We start from the raw sequence: 1,810 nt of genomic DNA, 5'->3' as shown, positions 1-1,810 counted from the left end.
AGCCCCGCTGAAAATCATGTCGCTGAGCAGTCAAACAAGGCAGCCGCCAGTCAAATAACGCTACCAGATGTAAGAATGAGCGAGCAAAATTGAAGGCCGCATTTGAAAATACGGATTCAGGGTTATGTAAAGCAACCAGAAACCACTGTGTCTTACATCCCCCGAAACGCAGAACCTAGGCTTCAACACTTCGCCGACGGCTATCCAGTGGTTGTGGTCACCGGGCCTCGCCAGTCCGGCAAGTCCACTCTGGTAAGGCATGCCTTTCCCGGACACAGTTACGTATCGCTTGAAGATCTCGATCAACGGGAATTTGCTGAAACAGACCCTCGTGGCTTTTTGAACCAGTTTGGCGATGGCGCCATCCTGGATGAGGCGCAGCGCTGCCCCGCCCTGTTTTCCTATCTTCAAACGCGTGTCGATGAAAGACAACAACCCGGCCAGTTTATCCTCACGGGCTCCCAGCAGTTCGGCCTGTTGTCAGGTATCACCCAAAGTCTGGCCGGCAGGGCCGCATTACTGACACTGCTCCCCATGACCTACAACGAGTTACAACATGCAGAAAAAGTTGGCCAGAACCTCGATAAGACACTCTTTGATGGTGCGTTCCCCCCCATCTTCGACCGCGGACTCAACCCCCACCCTTGGTATGGAAACTATGTACGCACTTACCTGGAGCGTGATGTCCGGCAGTTGATCAACATACGGGATTTAGGCACCTTTCAACGCTTCCTTAAATTGTGCGCAGGCCGAACCGGGCAACTCCTCAATCTTTCCTCGCTGGCCAATGACTGTGGTATTACGCACAACACGGCCAAGGCCTGGATATCGGTACTGGAAGCCAGTTATATCGTGCATCTGCTGCCACCCCATCACCAGAATTTCAACAAGCGTCTGGTCAAGACCCCCAAACTCTATTTTCTGGATACCGGCCTTGCAAGCTGGCTACTCGGCATCCAGAACAGCGAGCAACTGGCGACCCATGTCCAACGAGGCGCCTTGTTCGAAACCTGGGTCATCAGTGAATTGCTTAAAGCCCGTTATAACGCAGGTGAAACTTCGAACCTTTACTTCTGGCGAGATCGTTCAGGACACGAGGTGGACCTGCTGATTGACCATGGAACCCATCTGTCACCGCTGGAAATCAAATCCGGGCAAACCATCAACCGTGACTACTTCAAGGGGCTGGAATTCTGGAAAAAGCTGGCAGGTGAAAGCGCTGGAAGGGCGTGGCTAGTCTACGGTGGTGACACCCCGCAAACACGCTCCGATGTCACTGTTCTGCCCTGGTTTGAAATCGACGCTGATCAGATCGTGATCTGAAGTTTCACCATTATTTTCACTTCCCTGATCTTGCAAACTCAAGCCACCATGCGTAGCAGAAGGGAGACGAAAGTATTTTGCCGGCATTTCTCCCGGTCGGGCCAAAGTCTGAGAAAATCCTCAGATAGCGCGGCATCGGCAATCAGTCTCCGGACATCGGAAAAGGCAAAACTGGTACGCCCTTTGACCACATGGCGCCGTTGGGGATCTGCCTTGATGCGATCGGCATAGATCCCGGTAATGGTCGTCGCCATCATACAGAAGTTCAGATGATTGATCACCGCATGTGCATTGCGCGTCTGGCTTTTGGCGCTGCCGATCTCCTTGAACCCGGATTCGATCTTCCAACGTGCCCCGTAATACTCAATGACCTGTTGGGCCGAGAGTGTCAGGTCGGTGCTGAAGAAAGCGACCCGGCGTGTTTTTCTGAACACCCAGACCAGCCGAACCGGACAGCGCAGATTCTTGAGCATAACGACCTCATCAT

General features: G+C 53.0%; 2 protein-coding genes. One reads left to right on the top strand and one right to left on the bottom strand.

The window, feature by feature from the left end:
* The first annotated feature begins 213 nt into the window (after positions 1-213).
* A complete protein-coding gene (locus tag ACOCD2_RS18465; protein WP_419625875.1) occupies positions 214-1,323 on the top strand; it encodes an ATP-binding protein in 1,110 nt (369 codons plus the stop codon).
* Positions 1,324-1,361: 38 nt separating this feature from the next.
* On the opposite strand, the gene ACOCD2_RS18460 is transcribed toward ACOCD2_RS18465, so the two are convergent.
* Positions 1,362-1,810 (bottom strand): transposase (locus ACOCD2_RS18460; protein ID WP_419625873.1); only part of this gene is annotated, 449 nt, incomplete at its 5' end.

The sequence above is a fragment of the Thiolapillus sp. genome (genome assembly GCF_048562965.1).
GTDB lineage: Bacteria > Pseudomonadota > Gammaproteobacteria > Chromatiales > Chromatiaceae > Thiolapillus > Thiolapillus brandeum_A.
Note: the sequence above shows the minus strand (reverse complement) of the source record. Positions and strands in the feature narration are given on the sequence as shown.